General features: G+C 62.4%; 22 protein-coding genes. 12 read left to right on the forward strand and 10 right to left on the reverse strand.

The genetic code is table 11. The features are described from left to right. On the reverse strand, positions 1-492 hold the full coding sequence (gene secB / locus GSQ88_RS08070) for a protein-export chaperone SecB (RefSeq protein ID WP_159006905.1): 492 nt from the start codon (positions 490-492) through the stop codon (positions 1-3). A gap of 514 nt (positions 493-1006) precedes the next feature. Here secB and GSQ88_RS08075 point away from each other — a divergent pair. The 3 genes from GSQ88_RS08075 to GSQ88_RS08085 all read left to right on the forward strand — a co-directional run bounded on the left by GSQ88_RS08075 (position 1007) and on the right by GSQ88_RS08085 (position 3916). Continuing rightward, complete coding sequence (locus tag GSQ88_RS08075; RefSeq protein WP_159006907.1) at positions 1007-1711, forward strand: Tim44/TimA family putative adaptor protein; 705 nt, start codon at positions 1007-1009, stop codon at positions 1709-1711. A 133-nt stretch (positions 1712-1844) separates the two neighbouring features. Then, positions 1845-3311: a murein transglycosylase A gene (gene mltA, locus GSQ88_RS08080; protein ID WP_502706708.1), complete on the forward strand. Its 1467-nt coding sequence runs from the start codon at positions 1845-1847 to the stop codon at positions 3309-3311. After that, on the forward strand, positions 3311-3916 hold the full coding sequence (locus GSQ88_RS08085) for a Smr/MutS family protein (protein ID WP_159006911.1): 606 nt from the start codon (positions 3311-3313) through the stop codon (positions 3914-3916). The genes mltA and GSQ88_RS08085 overlap by 1 nt, the downstream gene beginning before the upstream one ends. 213 nt (positions 3917-4129) lie before the next feature. On the opposite strand, the gene GSQ88_RS08090 is transcribed toward GSQ88_RS08085, so the two are convergent. The 5 genes from GSQ88_RS08090 to hslV form a co-directional block, all read right to left on the reverse strand. After that, positions 4130-5254 (reverse strand): hypothetical protein, encoded by a 1125-nt coding sequence (locus GSQ88_RS08090; RefSeq protein ID WP_159006912.1) that lies wholly within the window; start codon positions 5252-5254, stop codon positions 4130-4132. 253 nt (positions 5255-5507) lie between these two features. Further along, positions 5508-6809 (reverse strand): ATP-dependent protease ATPase subunit HslU, encoded by a 1302-nt coding sequence (gene hslU / locus GSQ88_RS08095; protein WP_159006914.1) that lies wholly within the window; start codon positions 6807-6809, stop codon positions 5508-5510. Positions 6810-6880: 71 nt separating this feature from the next. Next, a complete protein-coding gene (locus GSQ88_RS08100; protein WP_159006916.1) occupies positions 6881-7483 on the reverse strand; it encodes a DUF2585 domain-containing protein in 603 nt (200 codons plus the stop codon). Beyond that, on the reverse strand, positions 7480-7965 hold the full coding sequence (locus GSQ88_RS08105; protein WP_159006918.1) for a GNAT family N-acetyltransferase: 486 nt from the start codon (positions 7963-7965) through the stop codon (positions 7480-7482). Before GSQ88_RS08105 ends, GSQ88_RS08100 begins: the two co-directional genes overlap by 4 nt. 12 nt (positions 7966-7977) lie before the next feature. Continuing rightward, entirely contained in the window at positions 7978-8529 is a 552-nt protein-coding gene (gene hslV, locus GSQ88_RS08110; protein ID WP_159006920.1) for an ATP-dependent protease subunit HslV, read from the reverse strand. Positions 8530-8758: 229 nt separating this feature from the next. Between hslV and hisB the strand changes: the two genes are divergently transcribed. The 8 genes from hisB to GSQ88_RS08150 all read left to right on the forward strand — a co-directional run bounded on the left by hisB (position 8759) and on the right by GSQ88_RS08150 (position 15049). Then, positions 8759-9352 (forward strand): imidazoleglycerol-phosphate dehydratase HisB, encoded by a 594-nt coding sequence (hisB, locus tag GSQ88_RS08115; protein WP_159006922.1) that lies wholly within the window; start codon positions 8759-8761, stop codon positions 9350-9352. A 28-nt stretch (positions 9353-9380) separates the two neighbouring features. After that, complete coding sequence (locus GSQ88_RS08120) at positions 9381-9911, forward strand: DUF2628 domain-containing protein (protein ID WP_159006924.1); 531 nt, start codon at positions 9381-9383, stop codon at positions 9909-9911. Continuing rightward, positions 9908-10558, forward strand: coding sequence for an imidazole glycerol phosphate synthase subunit HisH (hisH, locus tag GSQ88_RS08125; protein ID WP_159006925.1), 651 nt, complete (start codon positions 9908-9910; stop codon positions 10556-10558). The genes GSQ88_RS08120 and hisH overlap by 4 nt, the downstream gene beginning before the upstream one ends. A 231-nt stretch (positions 10559-10789) precedes the next feature. After that, on the forward strand, positions 10790-11530 hold the full coding sequence (gene hisA / locus GSQ88_RS08130) for a 1-(5-phosphoribosyl)-5-[(5-phosphoribosylamino)methylideneamino]imidazole-4-carboxamide isomerase (RefSeq protein WP_159006927.1): 741 nt from the start codon (positions 10790-10792) through the stop codon (positions 11528-11530). A gap of 65 nt (positions 11531-11595) precedes the next feature. Further along, positions 11596-12372, forward strand: coding sequence for an imidazole glycerol phosphate synthase subunit HisF (hisF, locus tag GSQ88_RS08135; protein WP_159006929.1), 777 nt, complete (start codon positions 11596-11598; stop codon positions 12370-12372). An 82-nt stretch (positions 12373-12454) separates the two neighbouring features. Continuing rightward, a complete protein-coding gene (locus GSQ88_RS08140) occupies positions 12455-12778 on the forward strand; it encodes a phosphoribosyl-ATP diphosphatase (protein ID WP_159006931.1) in 324 nt (107 codons plus the stop codon). Positions 12779-12802: 24 nt separating this feature from the next. Beyond that, positions 12803-13759 carry a type I pantothenate kinase gene (gene coaA, locus GSQ88_RS08145; protein WP_159006933.1) on the forward strand — a complete coding sequence of 319 codons (957 nt, stop codon included), beginning with the start codon at positions 12803-12805 and terminating at the stop codon, positions 13757-13759. 109 nt (positions 13760-13868) lie between these two features. Next, positions 13869-15049 (forward strand): IS3 family transposase gene (locus tag GSQ88_RS08150; RefSeq protein ID WP_159006935.1). Its coding sequence is split into 2 segments (ribosomal slippage): positions 13869-14184 and positions 14184-15049, totalling 1182 coding nucleotides; the frame shifts between segments, so codons are not numbered across the junction. 109 nt (positions 15050-15158) lie between these two features. Here the strand turns inward: GSQ88_RS08150 and GSQ88_RS08155 are convergent. From GSQ88_RS08155 to GSQ88_RS08165, 3 genes are all read right to left on the reverse strand, one after another. Continuing rightward, on the reverse strand, positions 15159-16499 hold the full coding sequence (locus GSQ88_RS08155; protein WP_159006936.1) for a TRAP transporter large permease: 1341 nt from the start codon (positions 16497-16499) through the stop codon (positions 15159-15161). Continuing rightward, on the reverse strand, positions 16496-17080 hold the full coding sequence (locus GSQ88_RS08160; RefSeq protein ID WP_159007334.1) for a TRAP transporter small permease: 585 nt from the start codon (positions 17078-17080) through the stop codon (positions 16496-16498). Before GSQ88_RS08160 ends, GSQ88_RS08155 begins: the two co-directional genes overlap by 4 nt. Before the next feature lie 223 nt (positions 17081-17303). Next, positions 17304-18305: a TRAP transporter substrate-binding protein gene (locus tag GSQ88_RS08165; RefSeq protein ID WP_159006938.1), complete on the reverse strand. Its 1002-nt coding sequence runs from the start codon at positions 18303-18305 to the stop codon at positions 17304-17306. Positions 18306-18411: 106 nt separating this feature from the next. On the opposite strand from GSQ88_RS08165, the gene GSQ88_RS08170 reads away from it, so the two are divergent. Beyond that, complete coding sequence (locus tag GSQ88_RS08170; protein WP_159006940.1) at positions 18412-18555, forward strand: hypothetical protein; 144 nt, start codon at positions 18412-18414, stop codon at positions 18553-18555. Positions 18556-18580: 25 nt separating this feature from the next. Here the strand turns inward: GSQ88_RS08170 and GSQ88_RS08175 are convergent, their stop codons facing one another. Then, complete coding sequence (locus tag GSQ88_RS08175; protein ID WP_159006942.1) at positions 18581-20284, reverse strand: IlvD/Edd family dehydratase; 1704 nt, start codon at positions 20282-20284, stop codon at positions 18581-18583. Positions 20285-20359: the final 75 nt, after the last annotated feature.

The following is a 20359-nucleotide window of genomic DNA, read 5'->3' on the forward strand; positions in this document are numbered from 1 at the left end:
TTAGCTTGGCTTGATCTGGGCCGCCTCCGCCGCGGCGGCTTGCCGTGCGATGTTCTGGCGGTACAGGCCGACGAAATCGACTGGATCGAGCATCAGCGGCGGGAAGCCGCCATCGCGGACCGAGGTCGCGATGATTTCGCGCGCGAATGGGAACAACAGCCGCGGGCATTCGATCATGATCATCGGGTGCAGGTTTTCCTGCGGCACGTTGACGATGCGGAAAACGCCGGCATAGGTGAGGTCGAAGCTGAACAGCACCTTGCCGGCATTCTCGGCCTTGCCTTCGACCAGAAGTGATACTTCATATTCATTTTCGCCGACGTTGTTGGCGTTGACGTTGATCTGGATATTGATCGCGGGCTGCTGCGCCTGCGGCCCCAGCGAGGCCGGCGCGTTCGGGTTTTCGAACGACAGGTCCTTGGTATACTGCGCCAGCACGTTCAACTGGGGGGGAGGGGCTGCCTCGGGGGTCGCGCCGTTGCCGTTGGTCATCGAAATCTCTCCTGGAGCGTTTTCAAGCGAGCAGGGACCGGTTTGGCTTCCGAATTCGCTCAAACGGCGAATAGGCCTCTGTCGGGGCGAGTGGCTATCATAGCCCCGCCTCATTCCACAAGGATGACTCTGGGGCCGCGATCGGGCGTTCCGCTGGGCTCCAGGCTGGTGCGGCCGGCCGGGCCATCAAAAGCCGTCCCCCGGACGGTACATTAGGGTGCCGTCTAAATTATTGAATATGCGCGATTTCCGGGCATCATCGGATTTCCCCTCGCGGCCAAAACCGGCTACAATTCGAAGGTGGCAAACGGGTGAGAGCATCGGCCTGTCCGGTTTCCTTGGCCTGTTTCCTCCGGCATGGCCTTTCATGCCAAAGCGCGCCATTGGCTGGGCACAGTTTTGGGCCTACATGCTGCGGACTTAATCCATGAGGTAATCTCGACCGTCCCTCACGGGGCGAACGCTCTACCGCCGGACCTAATTGCCTGCGTGAGAATCAGAAAGCGAATGCGACGTGGACATTTACACCATCATCTTCCTGGCGCTGGCGGTCTTCATCTTCCTGCGTCTGCGCAATGTCCTCGGGCAGCGCACCGGGAATGAGCGGCCGCCCTATGATCGCACGGCACGCAATGTCGCGCAGGGCGCACCCGACAACAACGTGGTTCCGATCCCGGGCACGGTGATCGACCAGGCGCCACTGGTGCCGACGGCAGATGTGGTTCCCCCGAGCGATCGCTGGAAGGGCCTCGCCGAGCCGGGTACGCCGCTGGCCCAGGGACTGGACGCCATTGCCGCGCAGGATTCGTCGTTCGATCCGCAACATTTCATCAGCGGCGCCAAGGGCGCCTATGAGATGATCGTACTGGCTTTCGCCAATGGCGATCGCCGCTCTCTAAAGGATCTGTTGTCATCCGAGGTGTATGAGAGCTTCGAAACCGTGATCAAGGATCGCGAGAAGCGCGAGCAGAAGACCGAGACCCGCTTCGTTTCGATCGACAAGGCGGAACTCGTCAATGCGGAAGCGCGGGATCGGGCGGCACAGCTCACCGTCCGCTTCGTGTCGCAGATGATTTCGGTCACCCGCGACAAGGCCGGCACGATCATCGACGGCAACCCGGACAAGGTCGCCGACATTACCGATGTTTGGACATTTGCCCGTGACGTTACTTCACGCGATCCGAACTGGAAGCTGGTTGGCACGGGTAGCGTCCACTAAAGCGTTTTCAAGCGAAGTGGATACCGGTTCGCGTGAAGAAAACGCGTCCAATCAAAAATCAAGTGCTGCCGCGCTGAGGTTCCTGCAGCGGGGGCTGCACGCTGGCATCAGGACTTTCAGATCCAAAGGCGGCGTGAAATTCGCCGTTGCCGCAACCGCGATCGCGGTCAGCCTGTCGCTGGCGCCGATCCCCGCCGATGGCGCCCGGACACGTCATCTGCCCTATCCCCAGCTGGCTTTTCCGTTCGTGATCAGCGGCAGCCAATATGCTCCGCTGGCCTGGTCCGATATTGCGGGCTGGAACGACGACGACCATCTGGCCGCCTACAAGGCGTTTCGCACCAGTTGCAAGGCGATCAATGGGCAGACCGGCCCCGCCGCCGATTCGAAGGCGCTGGGCATCTCGCTGCGCGATCCCTGCCGCGCCGCGCGAGCGACCGAGATGACCGATAGCGGCAAGGCGCGGGCGTTTTTCGAGGAATATTTCCTGCCGCTGCGGATCTCGCGGCTCGGCGAAGATGCCGGCTTCGTCACCGGTTATTACGAGCCGATCATCGATGGGTCGAAAACCAGGACCGACGTCTATACCGTCCCGGTCTATCGCCGTCCGTCCAATCTTTTTGTCCGTGGCTACACGCAGGACTCGCCCGAACTGCCCAATAAAGGCCAAGTGTATCGCAAGATCGGGCGGCGCAAGCTGGTGCCTTATTACGACCGTGCGCAAATCGAAGACGGCGCGATTGCCGGCCGTGGCCTCGAAATATGCTGGCTCAAAAGCCAGACCGATTTGCTGTTCTCCCAGATCCAGGGCTCGGCGCGGGTTCGGCTCGAGGATGGCTCGACCATCCGGATCAACTACGCTGCGCATAATGGCTATCCCTATACGGCGGTTGGCCGCGTCCTGATCGACCGCGGCATCATCCCGAAAGAGCAGATGTCGATGCAGAAGATCAGGGAGTGGATGGATCAAAACCCCGATGGCGCCAAGGATCTGCGGCGGCAGAACCGGGCCTATGTGTTCTTTCGCGAAGTGCAATTGTCCGACAAGGACGAAGCGGTCGGCGCGCAGGGCGTGCCGCTGACGCCGGGCCGGTCGATCGCGGTCGATAATTCGCTTCACGTCTATGGCACGCCGTTTTTCATCGAAGGCGAATTGCCGATCGAATCCGAGATGTCGAAGACGCCGTTCCGCCGGCTGATGATCGCGCAGGATACCGGATCGGCGATCACGGGCCCGGCGCGGGCCGATCTGTATTTCGGCGCCGGCGCGGATGCCGCGCGGGTCTCCGGCCGGCTGCGGCACAACATGCACTTCGTCATGCTGGTGCCGAAGAGCCTCGATCCGGTGGCGCGCGGTCACCAGATGCCGCTGCCGGATCCGAGGCCGTCGGCGAAAATCGCCAGGCTGTTTCCGCAAGTCGATCCGCAGAAGGGCCAAAATAACGCGCCCGCCGCCGCGCCGCCGCCATCGACCGCGGCGCAGGCATCGAGCGCCCAGACCGATGCCGGCAAAGCAGTCCCGCTGCCGACGGCGCGACCGGACGTCAAACCCGACCATGAGCAGCGCCGCCATCGGCGCCGGCATTATCGCAGCAATTGATGAAGCGTCCTCGCGTCATTCCCGAACTGGTCGATCCGCCGCGGCGCAAGCGCGCGCTCAGCGAAGAAGAGCGCGTGCTGTGGGAGAGCGTGGCCAAGCAGACAAAACCGCTGCGGAAAAAGCCTCGCCTTGCCAAGACGACTCACAAGGCGGCTCACGAGACTGAGGCGCCGGCTGTCGCAAAACCGATCGCCTCGCCGTCGCCGGTCAGCCACGCCAAAATGTTACGGCCGGCAAAACCCGATGTGCCCCAGGCGCCGCCACCTTTGGCGCCGCTCGGGCGCCGCGAGCGTTCGCAGCTTTCACGTGGGCGCAAGGAAATCGATGCCCGGCTCGACCTGCATGGCATGACGCAGACCCGCGCCCATCGCGTGCTGACGGATTTCCTGCATCGGGCTCACGCCGACGGCCTGACCTTCGTCCTCATCATCACCGGCAAGGGCAAGATGGGAGCCGAATCCGAGCGCGGCGTGCTGCGCCGCCAGGTGCCGCAATGGCTCGGCCTGCCGGAATTCCGCAGCCTGGTGGTAGGATTTGAAGAAGCGCATGTCGGCCATGGCGGCGCCGGTGCGCTCTATGTGCGGATCAGGCGGGTGCGGATTTAGAGATTAGATCAAGCCATAGCAGCAGAGGGAGCGCGCTCCCTCTCCCGTTGGGAGAGGGTTGGGGTGAGGGGTTACGGCCTCTCGTTAAGCGCCCCTCACCCGATTTGCACCGGACGATGCTTCGCATCGCCGGAAGCAAATCGACCTCTCCCCGACGGGGAGAGGTGAGCTGAAATACCGAGCCAGACCGACTCAACTAAAAGTCATCTAGATCTAGAACGGCCGTACGATTCCGACCCGCGGCACCAGCGTTACGATCCAGCCGAATATCGTCGTCTTGGTGTCGATCGCGGAGATCGGCGCGGTGGGTTGACAACTCGGCAACATCTTCACCGCATGCAGGATCAGGAACATGCAAACCGCCCAGTTCGAGATCCAGCGCGAATAGTCGAACACGGTCGCGAAGATAATCAGATAGGCCACGCTCACCATCACGATCGCGGCGATCACGATTCGGCGATGGAATTGATCCGACAACGCGCCGATCAGCTCGGCAAAATATCGCCACAGCGGCGCATGCAGCCAGATCAGCAGCGCAAAGACCGGCACGCCGAGAAGGTTCGAGGGCATTCGCGCCCAGGTATCCAGAAGCTCCTTTGATAGCGGCTGGTACCAGATGTAGCTGAAGCCTAGGAGGTCGGTGCGCGACGGATCGGCCATCCGGGTCTGGAGATAGCGGACGAAGTCGGCTTCCGGAATCGGCATCGTTCCATAGAATTGCGCGGCAAAGAACAGGATCGCGACCGCGGCCATGGCGGCGAGGCCGGCAAACGCGTTGGCGCGGGTAAAACCCTGCGCGAGGTAATAGCGCAGCACCACGATGACCGCGATGGTCGGCAGATACATCAGGAAATGGATGTGGTGGATCAGAATGAGGATCATCGAGAACAGCGCCGCGCACAGCACGAACGCGATCGAGCGCGCCGGTATCAACAACAGGACGATGGCGAGCGCGCAGCCATAGATGTCGAAATGCCCGAGCGTATGCATGAAATTCTTCAGGAAGAATGGCGAGCCGGCCATCAACACCAACAGCGGCATGTTGCGTTCGCCGAAGCCGAAGGTTCGCCGGAACAACTCAACGAACAGCCCGAGCGTGATCAGCCAGGCCACACCGCCAAGCGCAAACACCAGCCACACCGGCACCTTGGCGGTGAAAAGCGATACGACCGCGCCGATCAGCGCCCGCTTGGTGAATCCGAAATGATAATCGACCAGCAAATGGATGTAGGGGACGAACGGCGGCAGCGTGATCTTGTGAACGAAAACCCCGACCAGCACAGCGACGTTGACGGCCAGCATCAAGCGCCAGGGATTTTGCCATAACCGCAGATTCATTCAGCACCAATTCGTCAAATCGGTGCCGACTATCACATGGCCGCTGTGCGGTGGGCAATCTCTCGTCGTCCCCGCGAAGTAGACTGTGAAGCAATCTCCGCCGTCATCCTGAGGTGCGAGCTCTTGCGAGCCTCGAAGGATGTTGTTCAGCGCAGTGCGTGCGGCCATCCTTCGAGGCGCGCCAAAGATGGCGCGCACCTCAGGATGACGGCGGTGATAGCTTCCCTGGCTTGTTCGCCGGGACGACGGAACGCTACAAAATAAACCGGCTGAGATCAGCGTTCTTGGCGAGATCGCCGACATGCTTCTGGACGTAGTCGGCGTCGATCCGGATGGTCTCGCCGTTGCGGTCGGGGGCGGCGAATGAAATTTCGTCGAGCACGCGCTCCATCACGGTCTGCAGCCGCCGCGCGCCGATATTCTCGACGGTGGAGTTGACTGCCACCGCGACGTCGGCGAGCGCGTCGATGGCATCGGGGGTGATGTCCAAGGTCACGCCCTCGGTTTGCATCAACGCGATATATTGCTTGATCAGCGAGGCCTCCGGTTCGGTCAGGATGCGGCGCATGTCGTCGCGGCTCAGCGCTTCCAGTTCGACGCGGATCGGCAGCCGGCCCTGCAATTCCGGCAGCAGGTCGGACGGCTTGGCGATGTGAAAGGCGCCGGAGGCGATGAACAGGATGTGATCGGTTTTGACCGCGCCGTGCTTGGTCGAGACCGTGGTGCCCTCGATCAACGGCAACAGGTCGCGCTGCACGCCTTCGCGCGAGACGTCGCCGCCGGTGCGGCCGTCGCGCACGCAGATCTTGTCGATCTCGTCGAGAAACACGATGCCGTTGTTCTCGACCGCGCTGATCGCTTCCAGCACCAGCTGGTCGCTGTCCAACAGCTTGTCGGATTCCTCGTTGACCAGGATCTCGTGCGAATTTTCAACCGTCAGGCGACGGGTCTTGGTCCGTCCGCCCATTTTGCCGAAGATATCGCCGATCGAGATCGCGCCCATCTGCGACCCAGGCATGCCGGGGATCTCGAACATCGGCATGCCGCCGGAGGATTGCGTCTCGATCTCGATTTCCTTGTCGTTGAGCTCGCCGGCGCGCAATTTCTTGCGAAACGAATCGCGTGTCGTGGCGCTCGAATTGGCGCCGACCAGGGCATCGAGCACCCGATCCTCGGCGGCAAGCTGGGCGCGGGCCTGCACATCCTTGCGTTTGCGTTCGCGGGTCTGCGCGATCGCGGCTTCGACCAGGTCGCGAATGATCTGCTCGACGTCGCGGCCGACATAGCCGACCTCGGTGAATTTCGTGGCCTCGACCTTGATGAACGGCGCGCCGGCGAGCTTGGCCAACCGCCGCGCGATCTCGGTCTTGCCGACGCCGGTCGGCCCGATCATAAGGATGTTCTTCGGCAGCACCTCGTCGCGCAGATTGCCGGTGAGCTGCAACCGCCGCCAGCGATTGCGCAGCGCGATCGACACCGCGCGCTTGGCGTCGGCCTGGCCGACGATGTAGCGGTCGAGTTCGGAAACGATTTCACGGGGAGAGAAGTTGGTCATGAGTCCTAGCTAGGTCCAAAATGGTTCGAGAACAAGTTCATCGGAGGTTCATCGGAGGTTCCTGGGGGACGTCAGATGATCGGCGGGCCGGCCTGCCATTGCCGGATCGCCTCAAAGGGGTGGACCAGCATGATGATATTCAGGGTCAGATTGTCGCGGATGTGAAGCCCGACCAGGATTTCGAACGCCAGCGCGATCACAACCGTCATCGCGACAGGGAGTTTTCGCGCCAGCAGGAAACCGATCACCATCGACAGCGTATCGGAGACCGAATTGACGATGCTGTCGCCGAAATAGTCCAGCGACATCGTGGCCGAGCGATAGCGCTCGATGATCCAGTTGGAATTCTCCAGGATCTCCCAGCCGCCTTCGACCAGCATGGCGATCATCAGGCGGCCGGGCCATGGCAGTCGCCGCAGCAACAGCCAGGTCGCGGCGTAAAACAGGAAGCCGTGGATGATGTGCGAAAAGGTGTACCAGTCGGTGAGGTGCTGCGAGTTCTCCGAGCTCTGCACCACGCCGTGCCAGAACTTCACGTATCCACAGGCGCAGATCGGCAGCCGCCCCATGGCATAGAGGATCGAGGCCTGCAATGCGATCAGGCAGGCCGCGATCAGCGCCCACTGCCAGGCGGCGAGTCGAGGGAGTGAAGGCGTACTTTGATCCGAGGTCATGGGTTTCGCACCATCATCAGCGCCGGGCCGTCGGGCGTCTCGATCACGCGTTCGCTCTGAAAGCCGGCTCTCGTGTAGGCGCGCACCGCCCGTGCGTTGCCAGGATCGGGATCGGTCACGATTCGCGGGATGCCTGCGGCCAACAAGCCGTCGGTGAACTGCCGGATGAATGTTGAACCATGACCGCGGCCAATCATGTCGGGCTTACCGATGAACTGGTCGATGCCGCGGGTGGATTGCGGCTGCGGCCCAAAACCCTGGTTCCACGCACTCAGCGCGTAGCATTGGATGTAGCCGAACGGGTTCTCGCCGAGCGCGACAATGAATTGATCCATGTCCGGATGGTCGAGATCGCCGCTCACTAGCGCGTATTGCTCGTCGGGGTCACCCCACCATCGCACCACTTCAGGCGTCTCCAGCCAGCGCCGGATCATCGGCAGATGATCTCGCGACATCGCGTGGAGGGCGTATGCGGGCGCCATCGACCGATCGCCTCACAAGGTCTCGATGGTCACGTTGCGGTTGGTATAGACGCAAATGTCGGCGGCGATATCGAGCGCGCGGCGGACGATGGTCTCGGCATCCTTGTCGCTGTCGACCAGCGCGCGGGCGGCCGCCAAAGCATAATTGCCGCCGGATCCGATCGCCATCACGCCGGCTTCCGGCTCCAGCACGTCGCCGGTGCCGGTCAGCACCAGCGACACGTCTTTGTCGGCGACGATCATCATCGCCTCCAGCCGGCGCAGATAGCGGTCGGTACGCCAGTCCTTGGCGAGTTCGACCGCGGCCCGGGTCAACTGTCCCGGATATTGCTCCAGCTTGCTTTCCAGCCGCTCGAACAGCGTGAAGGCGTCCGCGGTGGCCCCGGCAAAGCCGCCGATCACGTCGCCCTTTCCGAGTTTCCGGACCTTTTTGGCGTTGGATTTGATCACGGTCTGGCCGATCGAGACCTGCCCGTCGCCGCCGATCACGACCTTGCCGCCCTTGCGGACCGTCAAAATGGTGGTGCCGTGCCAGACCGGCGATTCCGTCTGTGAAGCTTGCATGGAATACCTCTTGTTCGCCCGGATTTAGGGATTTGCCGGTCGGGTTACAATCGAGATCGCTTGCGGGACCGTTTGACGCCGGATTCCGGTCACCATAGGCCGAAGTTCGGCCTTTAAGGGGTCATACCGCAGTGGCGAAGGCAGGGTGAGCCTGTTAAAAGGGCCGCGATTTCAGACATTAAACGAGAGCGGGATGAGTAATCCCGCTCTTGGACGGGAAGCACTTTTCATGCGCACGGCAACCATCAAGCGCAAGACCAAAGAGACCGATATCGAGGTGACGGTGAACCTCGACGGGTCAGGCGTGTCCAACGTCGCGACCGGGATCGGCTTCTTCGACCATATGCTCGACCTCTTGGCCCGGCATTCGCGCCTCGACATCACGGTCAAGGCGGTGGGCGATCTTCACGTCGACCAGCACCATACCACCGAGGATGTCGGGATTGCGCTCGGCCAGGCCGTGAAGCAGGCGCTCGGCGCCATGGCCGGCATCACCCGCTATGCCTCGATCCACATGCCGATGGACGAGACGCTGTCGCGGGTCGTGATCGACATTTCGGGGCGGCCGGTGCTGGTGTTCAAGGTGGATTTCCCGCGCGACAAGGTCGGCAATTTCGATACTGAGCTGGTTCGCGAGTGGTTCAACGCCTTTACCATCAACGCCGGCGTGACTTTGCACGTCGAGACCCTATATGGCGAGAACAGCCATCATATCGCCGAATCCTGCTTCAAGGGTCTGGCGCGGGCGCTGCGTGCAGCGATTGCGATCGATCCGCGCGCCGCCGGCGAAGTGCCGTCCACCAAGGGTCAGCTCGGCGGCTGATGAGCCGCGTTCTCGGCGGAGAGGTCTGATGCCGGTCTACACAGTTCATGCCCCGGTCGCGACCGATGCCAGCATCGCCGCGACCGACAGGTTCGCTTTCGTTCGCGACGGGTTTCACCTCTGGGCCTTCGTTTTCGGTCCGCTGTGGCTCGTGGCGCATCGGCTCTGGATGGCGCTGATCGGCTGGATCGCAGCCCTCGCCGCGATTGATTTCGCGATGACGGCCCTCGGCGCCGGCGGTGGGGCAGCCTTCCTGGCCAATGGGTTGATCGCGCTGTTGATGGGATTTGAGGCTGCAAGCCTGCAGCGCTGGACGCTGTCGCGGCGCAATTGGCGCCAGCTCGACATCGTGGTGGCCGACGATGAGGAAGCCGCCGAGCGGCGGTTCTTCGATCGCTGGACCGCCAAACAGCGCGGTCTCAGCAACGATCAATGGGCGAGCGATCGCGGCGCGCCGCCGCCGACGCGCGATATCCCGGGTCAGCCGTTTTCGAAGCCGCCGCCGCTGGCGCAAAGCGAGATCATCGGGCTGTTCCCGCAACCGGGTGCCTCACGATGAGCGTGGCGATTATCGATTACGGCTCCGGCAATCTGCACTCGGCGGCGAAGGCGTTCGAGCGCGCGACGCGGGGCATGGAAAACCCGGACAAGATCGTCGTGACCCGCGATCCGGAGGTGGTGTATCGCGCCGATCGCATCGTGCTGCCCGGCGTCGGCGCGTTCGCCGATTGCCGCAAAGGCCTCGACTCGGTTGACGGCATGCTCGAGGCGATGACGGAAGCGGTGCGCAAAAAGGCGCGCCCGTTCTTCGGCATCTGCGTCGGCATGCAGTTGATGGCGACCCGCGGCAAGGAGCACGTCACCACTGATGGCTTCAACTGGATCGCCGGCGACGTCGAGAAGATCGCACCGCGCGAGGAGAATCTGAAAATTCCCCACATGGGCTGGAATACGCTCGATGTGTTGCGCGAGCATCCGGTGCTGGAACGTCTGCCGCTGGGGCCGAAAGGCCGCCACGCTTATTTCGTGCACTCCTATCACCTCAACGCCACCCATGAGGCGGATGTGCTGGCACGCGCCGATTACGGCGGCCCGGTGACCGCGATGGTCGGGAAGGACACCGCTATCGGCACGCAATTTCACCCCGAGAAGAGCCAGCGTTTCGGGCTGGCCCTGATCTCGAATTTCCTGAGGTGGAAGCCGTGATGAGACAACCAGTCGCCGTATCTCTTTCTTACCCTCCCCTGGAGGGGGAGGGTCGGCTCGCATCGCTAGATGCGAGACGGGGTGGGGTGGCGCAGAGATGGTTGGAGCGCCGCGGATGAACACACTTCCACCCCACCCCGCTCGCACCGGCCGATGCTGCGCATCGCCCAGCGCGATCGACCCTCCCCCTCCAGGGGAGGGTGAACTCCGACGCCGTTCAGGTAACGCAACGTGATTCTTTTTCCCGCCATCGATCTGAAGAACGGCCAATGCGTGCGGCTCGAACAGGGCGACATGGCCCGCGCCACCGTGTTCAACCTCGATCCCTCCGCCCAGGCCCGCGCGTTTGCCGCGCAAGGCTTTGAATATCTGCACGTGGTCGATCTCGACGGCGCGTTTGCCGGCAAGCCGGTCAACGCGCAGGCGGTCGAGGGCATGCTGAAGGTGGTCACGATGCCGGTGCAGCTCGGCGGCGGCATTCGCGATCTCGCCACCGTCGAGGCCTGGCTTTCAAAGGGCGTCGCGCGGGTCATCATCGGCACCGCGGCGGTGCGCGATCCGGAGCTGGTGAAAAACGCCGCGAAACAATTTCCGGGCCGCGTCGCGGTCGGGCTCGACGCCCGTGACGGCAAGGTCGCGGTGCAAGGTTGGGCCGAGACATCAGAAGTTACCGCACTCGAAATCGCGCAGCGGTTCGAGGATGCCGGCGTCGCCGCGATCATCTTTACGGATATTGCGCGCGACGGCCTGCTGAAAGGTCTCAATCTCGACGCTACCATCACGCTCGCGGACCATATTTCTATCCCGGTGATCGCCTCGGGCGGCTTTGCCTCGATCGAGGACGTCAAGGCGTTGTTGCTGCCGCGGGCGAAAAAACTCGCCGGTGCGATCGCCGGCCGCGCGCTTTACGACGGCCGCCTCGATGCCGCCGCGGCGCTGGCGCTGATCCGCAACGCCCGCGCGGCGGCCTAGAGCATGATCCGGAAAAGTGGGAACCGGTTTTCCGAAAAGATCATGCTCAAACGAAAGAAGCTCTGATGTTCAAGGTGCGCGTGATTCCCTGTCTCGACGTCAAGGACGGCCGCGTCGTCAAGGGCGTCAACTTCGTCGACCTGCGCGATGCCGGCGATCCGGTGGAAGCGGCGATTGCCTATGACGCCGCCGGCGCCGACGAATTGTGCTTTCTCGACATCACGGCGACCCACGAAAATCGCGGCACCATGCTGGATGTGGTCAGGCGCACCGCCGAGGCCTGCTTCATGCCGCTGACGGTCGGCGGCGGCGTGCGCACCGTCGATGATATTCGCGTGCTGCTGCGCTCCGGCGCCGACAAGGTGTCGATCAACAGCGCGGCCGTCAGCCGCCGCGAATTCGTGAGGGAAGGCGCCGAGAAATTTGGCGAACAATGCATCGTGGTGGCGATCGACGCCAAGCGCGTCAAGCGCGGCGGTGGCGGCGAGCGCTGGGAGATATTCACCCATGGCGGCCGCAATTCGACCGGGATCGACGCCATCGAATATGCCCAGGAAGTGGTCTCGCTCGGTGCCGGCGAAATCCTGCTGACCTCGATGGACCGCGACGGCACCCGTCAGGGATTTGACTTGCCGCTTACCCAGGCCGTCGCCGACAGTGTTCCCGTACCGGTGATCGCGTCGGGCGGGGTGGGCAACCTCGACCATCTGGTGGACGGCATCCGCCAGGGGCATGCGACCGCGGTGCTGGCGGCATCGATCTTCCATTTCGGGGAATTTACCATTCGCCAAGCCAAGGATCACATGGTTCGCGCCGGGCTGCCGATGCGGCTCGATCCCTGACGACTCTTTGTGACAGAAGTGCTAAATCCCACATTGATGAACGGTTCCCGCAAGGTTAGGGGAGCCCGTGCGAGTTGAGTTGATGCCGCGTTTCACCATCCAAGATCTTGCCGCCACCATCGATGCCCGCGCGGCATCGGGAGGAGAGGCGTCCTACACCCGCAAGCTGCTGGACAAGGGCACCGAGCATTGCGCCAAGAAGTTCGGCGAGGAGGCGGTGGAGACGATCATCGCCGCGGTCGGAACTAACCGCGACAATCTGATCGGCGAAAGCGCGGATGTGTTGTTCCATTTGCTGGTGTTGTTGAAATCGCGCGGCATCGGCCTCGAGGAGGTCGAGGCCGCGTTGGCGAAGCGCACCGGCATGTCGGGTCTGGAAGAGAAGGCGGCGCGCAAGCGGGACTAGCGCGGATTTGGGAGAGGCGGCCTCATGGATATCAGGGCACCGGATCAGCAATATAATCCCTATCGGGTCTTCACCCGAAAACAGTGGTCGCATCTGCGCGACGACACGCCAATGACGCTTGAGCCGGGTGAGTTCGACCGCCTGCGTTCGATGCACGACCGCCTCGATTTGCAGGAGGTCGAGGACATCTATTTGCCGCTGTCGCGGCTGCTGTCGATCTATGTCGATGCGACCCAACGGCTCTATTATTCGCAGCGCCAATTCCTGGCCATCCGTGACCGCAAGATGCCCTACATCGTCGGCGTCGCCGGTTCGGTCGCGGTCGGCAAGTCGACCACCGCGCGCGTGTTGCAGGCCCTGCTCGCGCGCTGGTCGCCGCGACCGAAGGTCGACCTGATCACGACCGACGGCTTTCTGTTTCCGAACGCCGTGCTGGAACGGCAGGGCACCATGCAGAAGAAGGGCTTTCCGGAAAGCTACGATCTGCCGACGCTGCTGTCGTTCCTCAGCGACATCAAGGCCGGCCGCCGTCATGTGCGCGCGCCGGTCTATTCGCATCTGACCTACGACATCGTGCCGAACAAATGGGTCGAGATCGACCAGCCCGACATCCTGATTGTCGAGGGCGTCAACGTGCTGCAGACCGGGCGGCTGCCGCGTGACGGCAAGGCCGTGCCTTTCGTGTCCGACTTCTTTGATTTCTCGGTCTATATCGACGCCGACGAAGCTCCGCTGCGGCAGTGGTACATCAAGCGCTTCCTGGCGCTGCGCGACACCGCGTTCACCGATCCCAGGTCCTACTTCCATCGCTATGCGCTGCTGTCGGACGAGGAAGCGACGGCGACCGCGATCGCGATCTGGGAACGAACCAACCTCGCCAATCTCGAGGACAACATCCTGCCGACCCGCCCGCGCGCGACCCTGATCATGAAAAAGGGCGCCGATCACGTCGTCGAAACCGTAGCGCTACGGCGGCTGTAGCTTGACGTCATCCTGAGGAGCGGCGTCTTCGCCGCGTCTCGAAGGATGGCTGAACCTCCTCCGAATTAGTGGACACCTGTAGTAGGCTTTAAGAGCCAGGAGGTGTCGAATGGTAAAGCATAAGCGACGGGCGTATGCGGACGACTATAAGCAGCGGGCGGTGGACCTGGTGGTTTCGAGCGGCCGCTCGGCGGGTTCGGTGGCCCGGGAGCTCGGGCTTCACGAATCGGTGCTGTGCCGTTGGATGGCGGAACGAGGGAGTGCCCGAGCGCCAGCCGACGGTAGCGTTGCGGCCCCCCCAGCGCAGGCAACGCTGCCGTCGGCGGACCAAGCTGCGGAGATTGCCCGTTTGCAACGGGAGAACGAGCGATTGCGCCTGGAGCGCGACATTTTAAAAAAGTCGATCGCGATCTTTGCTGGAGACCGGACATGAGATTCCGCTTCATCGAAGATCGGCGTGGCGACTACCCCGTGAGGGTCATGTGCGACGTGCTCGATGTCTCGCCGGCCGGCTATTATGCCTGGCGCTCGCGCCCGGAGAGCCAGCGATCATCCATCAATCGCGATCTCGTCGACGAGATCAAGCGGGTCCATCGTGACGTCGGCGGACGCTACGGCAGCCCGCGTATCCATGCCGAGCTGAAGGCCCAGGGCCGCGGGGTAAGCCGTGGTCGCATCGAGCGGCTGATGCGCCATCACAACATTCGCGCCATCATGGCACGGCCCCGGCGGGTGTGGACGACCGACAGCTGCCACGACTTTCCGATCGCCCCGAACCTGATCAACCGCAACTTCACCGCCACCGCGCCGAACCGGGTCTGGCTCGCCGACATCACCTACGTCGAGACCGGTGAGGGCTGGCTCTATCTGGCCACGGTCCTGGATCTCTACAGCCGCAGGATCGTCGGCTGGGCGATGCAAGATCATTTGCGTGCCGACCTGCCATTGGCAGCATTGAAGATGGCCATCTCGGCGCAACGGCCCGAAGCCGGCCTGATCCACCATTCCGATCGGGGCGTGCAGTATGCCTCCGAGAGTTACCGCAAAGTGCTACGATCTGCAGGCTTCCAGGCATCGATGAGCCGCAAGGGCGACTGTTACGATAATGCCCCGATGGAAAGCTTCTTCCACACCCTCAAAACCGAACTCGTCCATCATCGTCAATATGCGACCCGGGCAGAAGCTAAACGGGATATTTTTGCCTATATCGAAGGCTTCTACAATCGAACTCGGCGTCACTCCGCCATCAACTATATCAGCCCGATCGAGATGGAGCTAAAAGCAGTTTAACCCTGTCCACTTTTTTGGGGGAAGATCATAGCCGCACGCACAGCGCTGAACACCATCCTTCGAGACGCGCGCAAGAGCGCGCTCCTCAGGATGACGGCGGTGATGGGATCTACGGCGGACAGATATACCCCGTTCCCGCTGGCGATTTGAAGCAGCCGACCGATTCGGGAATCACGTGCTTGGGCAGCCACAGCACCACGCTCGGAAAATAGATCGTAAAGCAGATCGTGAACAGAAACACGACATAGATCGGCAGCGCGGCGCGCAGCGCCTTGCCGAAACTGACGCCGACGAATTTCGAGGCCATCAGCAGCACCAGCCCGTAAGGCGGCGTGATCAGTCCGAACGCCAGGGTCGCGATCAGCACCACGCCCATATGCACGCCATTGATGTCGCCGGCCTGGGTCAAGGCGTTCACCAACGGCATGAAGATGATGATGGTCGGCACCGGCTCGATGAAATCGCCCACGATCGTGAACAGCAGCACCATCAGCAGCATGATCAGGTGCGGATCGTTGCCGGCGATCGAGGTGATGAAATCCGCGATCACGATGGCGCCGCGCAGATAGGCCAGCATCCAGCCGAAGGCGTTGGCGGCGCCGATGGTGATCAGCGGCAGCGAGAAGATCAGCCCGGCCAAGCAAAAATCGTACGGGATCTTGCGAAAATGCCCGCGATTAAGCGCGGGGATCACCACCGCGATGATGTACACCACCGCGACGACGCCGGCTTCGGTCGGCGTGAACCAGCCGGTGAGGATTCCCCCGAGCAGGATGACGGGGATCATCATCGGAAGCGCCGCATCTCCGGCTGCGAACGCTATTTGTCGCATCGGCGCCCGCGGCTTGCTCAGGCCGGAGGGACCAAAGAAATAGCAATAGATCATCAGGCCGAAGCCGATCATGAAGCCTGGCACCACCCCCGCCATGAACAGACCGGCGATCGAGACATTGCCGGTAGCGCCGTAGACGACGGCGGTGATGCTCGGCGGCACCAGCGCCGCGATGGTCGACGCCGAGGCGATGATGGCCGCGATAAAGGCCGGACTATAGCCCTCGCGTTTCATCGGCCCGCCCAGCGCACGGCTCATCACCGCGACATCGGCGGTGGTCGATCCCGACATTTCCGAGAAGAACATGCTGAAGACCACGACGACCTGCGACAGCCCGCCCCTGATGTGCCCGACCAGCGACAGCGACAGATTGGCGATGCGAACCACGACATTCGCCGAGCTCATGAGCTCGCCGACCAGAAGAAAGAACGGAATCGCCAGCAATGCCTCGGAATCGACGCCGTCAAAGATCTTCTGGATGATCGCGGCGAGCGACACGTCGGTCAGCATCGCGCCGACGAACACGCCCGCCATCAGCGAAAACGGCACCGGCACGCCGAGATAGCCGAAGAACAGGAAACAGAACGACATCAGCCCAAGGACCAGCGGTGCGCTCACGGCTGCGTTCCCTTGGCGATGCCCGCATCGGCCGGTGGAATCAGGGGATCGTCATCCGGCGGCTCGGGGTGGTCAAATCCGTTGCGGATGCCGTTCACCAATTGCTCGATCGTAAACAAGGCGATCAGAATGCCGGACAGCGGGATCACCGCATAGAGCGAGGCGATCGGCGTGCCCGATGGCAGCCGGAAACTGCCAAAGCCCCTGAGATAATTGATATAGCCAAACCAGATCAGGCAAAACGAGACGCCGAGAACCACCAGCCGGATCAGGATCTCGACGATCAGCCGTGGCGTGCCGTGCAACGCTTCGGAAATCGCGGTGAGATAAAGATGGTCGTTGCGCCGGGTCGCCACCGCAGCGCCAATGAAGATCGCATAGATGAACAGCGTCGACGTCACCTCCTGCAGCCACAGCCAGGGATGGCCGATGGTGCGCGTCACGATGTCAGACATCACCGACAGCGAGAAGCCGAAGCACAGCGCGCCGCAGAGCATCATCAGCGCCAGCTCGAGCCTGTCGAGCCACCGCCATTTCAGGTGATGCTGCCGCTGCAGCACCAGTTTATCGGCGATGGTCATCATAAGGCACTCTCGCTCGTCGTCCCGGCGCAGTAGGCTGTGAAACAATCACCGACGTCATCCTGAGGTGCGAGCCCTTGCGAGCCTCGAAGGATGGCCGCAACGCAGGGACTCGCGGCCATCCTTCGAGACGCGGCGAAGACGCCGCCCCTCAGGATGACGGCCGAGGTAGCTTCACGGCCTCCTTCGCCGGGACGACGCGTGGAGATGGTCGCGCCCCGCCTCAGTTAATCGCCCGGATCAGGTTCTTGATCTTCTCGGCGTGCGGGCCGAGGTCCTTGGCGAGCTTGTCGAGATAGGGATCGGCGATCGCGAGGAAGCCCGATTTGTCGACATCGGTAACCACCTTCACGCCAATCGATTTGAGCTTCGCCTGCGACTGGTGCTCGAGCTCGATCGCCCTTGCCGGCTGTTTCTGGTTGACCTCATCGGCCGCGGTCTGGACCCATCCCTGCTGCTCGGGCGTCAGGCTGTTCCACAATTTGTCGCTGACCCAGATCAGGCTGTTATTGGCCTCGTGTTCGGTCATCGACAGCACCGGTGCGACTTCATAATGCTTGTTGGCGAGGTAAACATTGACGCCGTTCTCCGCGACATCCACCACCCCGGTCTGCAACGACGTATAGACGCTGCCGAACGGCATATGCACGATCTGGGCGCCATAGGCCGGAAACATCGTGTCCTCGGTGGGCGTCGCCTGCACCCGCACCTTGAGGCCCTTCATATCCTCAATCTTCCTGATCTCGCGCTTGGAATACATATCGCGCAGACCCAGCGTCGACAACGCGATGACATGCGTGCCCTGCACGGTTTCCGCGATCATCGCCTTGACCGCCTTGGATACTTCGGGATCCGCGAGTGCCTTGACCAGATGGGCTTCGGAGCGGAACAGGAAGTGCATCGACATCACGCCAGCCTGCGGCGATAGCGTCGCGGCGTTGGCCGACGACGAAATGGAGAATTCGACGTCGCCCGATTTCACCAGTTGCAGCACCTGCGGCTCCTGCCCAAGCTGGGCGCCGGGGTACTGGTCGATCAACATGGTGCCCTTGCTCAATTCCTTGAGCTTGTCGGCGAAAATATCGCCGACAATGCCATAGCCGGTGGTCTTCGGCTGATCATAGGCGAAACGATAATGCTTCACGTCCTGGGCGCTGGCGCCAAAGGCGAATGTGACGGCCGCGGTCGTAATAAGCCCGCGAATAATCCTTGCCGGAATATGCATCGTTTCCCCCTGTTATCATTTTGTTCGATCATCCCATCGGGGTCACGGGATTGTCAATTGAACAACAGAAGGTGGTCACGCAACGCATCTGCGAGATGTGACGCCGATGTCATCATCCGCCAACGGGTCGCGCGAATGCGCGCCCGATGACAAGCTCCGGCGGATGATCCAGTATACCGCGACGCCTATATTTTACGCTGCCGCCTCGGAATACTGGATGCCCGCCTTCGCGGGCATGACGGTGGTGTGAAACAACGGCTTAGAGGTCGGGCTATTTACTTCCCTTCGCCGCGCATAAAATCGAAGTCGCAACCTTCGTCGGCTTGCAGGATGGTCTCGTTGAACAGATGCGCGTAGCCGCGCTTGGCCCAATCCGGCGTCGTCGGAGCCGGCAGCGCCGCGCGGCGCTTGTCGAGTTCGGCGGCATCGACCAGGAGATCGATGCTGCGTTTGGCGACATCAAGCCGGATCATGTCGCCGTTGCGCACCAGCGCCAGCGGGCCGCCGACGGCGGATTCCGGCGTAATGTGCAGCACGATGGTGCCAAACGCCGTGCCGCTCATCCGCGCATCGGAAATCCGCACCATGTCCTTGATACCGGCACGCGCGAGTTTCCTCGGGATCGGCAGATAGCCGGCTTCCGGCATGCCCGGCGCGCCCTTGGGACCGGCGTTGCGCAGCACCAGCACGTCATCGGCATTGACGTCGAGTTCGGGATCGTCGACCCGCGCGGTCATGTCCTCGACGGATTCGAACACCACGGCGCGGCCAGTGTGCTGCAGCAACTTGGGGCTGGCCGCCGAATGCTTGATCACCGCGCCGCGCGGCGCCAGATTGCCATGCAGCACCGCCATCGCGCCTTCCGGCTTGATCGGGTTGGTGCGCGGCCGGATCGCATCCTGGCCCGGGACGTCCTCGGCGCCGGCGACGACATCGCGCAGCGTCTTGCCTTCGATGGTCCTGGCGTCGAGATCGATCAGGTCGCCGAGTTGCGCCATCAGTTTCGGCACCCCGCCGGCATGATGGAAGTGCTCCATGTAATGCTCGCCCGACGGTTTGAGGTCGATCAACACCGGCACCTCGCGGCCGAGCTTGTCGAAACCTTCGAGGTCGATGCGATGCTTGGTGCGGTTGGCGATCGCGGTCAGATGGATCAGCCCGTTGGTCGAGCCGCCGATCGCCTGCAGCACGACCTGCGCGTTGCGAAACGAGGCCGCGGTCAGAAACTCGCTCGGGCGCGGTCCCTTCGCCTTGGCCATCGCCGCCGCAACCCTGCCGCTGGCCTCAGCCGAGCGAAAACGTTCGGCATGCGGCGCCGGGATGGTCGCGCTCATCGGCAGCGACAGGCCCAGCGTTTCGGTAATGCACGCCATGGTGGAGGCGGTGCCCATCACCATGCAGGTGCCGACCGACGGCGCGAGGCGGCCGTTGACCGCTTCGATCTCGACCTCGTCGATTTCACCGGCGCGGTATTTGCCCCACAGCCGGCGGCAATCGGTGCAGGCTCCGAGCACCTCGCCCTTGTGATGCCCGACCACCATCGGCCCGACCGGGATCACCACCGTCGGCAGATCGGCGCTCAGCGCCGCCATGATCTGCGCCGGCAAGGTCTTGTCGCAACCGCCGATCACGATCACCGAATCCATCGGCTGGGCGCGAATCATCTCCTCGGTATCCATCGCCATCAGATTGCGCAGGTACATCGAGGTGGGATGCGAAAAGCTCTCGGCGATGGAGATGGTCGGAAACACCATCGGCATCGCGCCTGACAGCATCACGCCGCGCTTCACCGCCTCGATGATCTGCGGCACGTTGCCATGGCACGGGTTGTAATCGCTGAAGGTGTTGGTGATGCCGACGATCGGCCGGTTCAGCGCGTCGTCGCTGTAACCCATCGCCTTGATGAAGGCCTTGCGCAAGAACAGCGAGAAGCCTGCATCGCCATAACTTGCCAGTCCCTTGCGCAGTCCGTCAGCCATTTTTTCGTTTCCCATCTTCGTGCGTCCGCACTAAAGGAGCCCATAGAATTATTGTCAATATCGCCGGCCTCGCCA

The organism is Bradyrhizobium sp. S69 (assembly GCF_009766005.1).
In the GTDB taxonomy this organism is placed as follows: domain Bacteria; phylum Pseudomonadota; class Alphaproteobacteria; order Rhizobiales; family Xanthobacteraceae; genus Bradyrhizobium.